This window comes from Rhizobium sp. S96 (assembly GCF_030382195.1).
GTDB lineage: Bacteria > Pseudomonadota > Alphaproteobacteria > Rhizobiales > Rhizobiaceae > Rhizobium.
In genome coordinates, this window is sequence record NZ_JAUDRY010000021.1 from 1 (window position 1) to 1,481 (window position 1,481).

The 1,481-nt window shown below is 60.7% G+C and carries 1 protein-coding gene and 1 pseudogene; both read left to right on the forward strand.

Annotated elements, in window-relative coordinates; all coding sequences use genetic code 11:
• Positions 1-686, forward strand: a pseudogene (locus QTL94_RS19940) (Mu transposase domain-containing protein); the annotation flags it as partial.
• 5 nt (positions 687-691) lie between these two features.
• Entirely contained in the window at positions 692-1,426 is a 735-nt protein-coding gene (gene istB, locus QTL94_RS19945; RefSeq protein WP_289802997.1) for an IS21-like element helper ATPase IstB, read from the forward strand.
• Positions 1,427-1,481 lie beyond the last annotated feature (55 nt).

The following is a 1,481-nucleotide window of genomic DNA, read 5'->3' on the forward strand; positions in this document are numbered from 1 at the left end:
GGCTGCTCGATAAGTGCATCGCCTACGCCAAGGCGCACCGCCATCCCGAGCAGACCGAGCGGATGATCTGGCAAATGTTCGAAGAGGAGCGCGGCAGCCTCGTCCATTACGTCGGGCCGTTCGACGAATTCCACTGCGTTCCGGCCTCGGTGTCGAAGACCTGCACCGTCCGCTTCGACAACAACAAATACTCCGTCCTCTCAACTGCGGTCGGCCGGCCGGTCGAGGTTCACGCTTATGCCGAGCAGATCGTCATCAGGCAGGACGGTGTGACCGTCGGTGACCATCCTCGTTGCTTTGGCCGTGGCGAGACGATCTACGATCCCTGGCATTATGTCCCTGTTCTGGCACGCAAACCCGGTGCTTTACGCAATGGTGCGCCGTTCCGTGAATGGGTCTTACCCACAGCGATGGAGAAAGTGCGCCGACGGCTGAAGAGCGTCCATGATGGTGATCGGCAGATGGTCACTATCCTTGGCTGTGTTCCCACCGACGGTCTGGCGGCCGTCGATGCTGCCTGCCAGGAGGCTTTGGATCACGGCGTCTGCTCGGCCTCGGTGATCATCAACATTCTCGCCCGCAGCCGTGATCCGGCTCCGGCCGCAACCCTGCAAACCCCGGATGCGTTGCGGCTTACCCATGAACCGGTCGCCGACTGCGCACGCTATGACAGCCTTAGGAGGGCAAGCTGATGGAACGCACACAGGTTCTCGAACTCATGAGCACGTTGAAGCTCTATGGAATGCGCAGCGCCTACGACGAGGTCATGGGCAACGGCATCAAACGGCAGCACGAACCGCCGCGCATCGTTGGCGATCTGTTGCAGTCGGAGATCGCCGAGAAGCAGGCCCGCTCCATTCGTTACCAGCTCAGCATCGCCAAGCTGCCGCTCGCAAAGGATATCGATGACTTCGACTTCGCCGATACGCCCGTCAATGAACCCTTGGTGCGGGAACTGGCTACCGGTACCTTCGTCGCCGACCAGCGCAATGTCGTTCTCGTCGGCGGCACGGGAACGGGAAAGAGTCACCTTGCCATCGCGATTGCCCGCGCGCTGATCCGCAACGGAACACGCGGGGGCTTCTTCAACGTCGTCGATCTGGTCAATCGGCTAGAGACGGAAACGCGCAGCGGCAAGCAAGGGCGGACGGCCGACTATCTCAACCGTCTCGACTTCATCATCCTCGACGAACTTGGCTATCTGCCATTTGCCCAGGCAGGCGGTCAGCTCCTGTTCCATCTGATCAGCAGGCTCTACGAGCGGACTTCGATCATCGTCACCACGAACCTGGCGTTCGGCGAATGGCCGACAGTGTTCGGCGACGCAAAGATGACGACGGCGCTGCTCGACCGTCTGACCCATCATTGCGAGATCGTCGAAACCGGAAACGAGTCCTGGCGCTTCAAGAACCGCTCTCAAAGCTAAAGCCGAAAGTCCCTTTCACCCGCACTTGGCCTACCCTCTGCAACCCCGGCCAGCG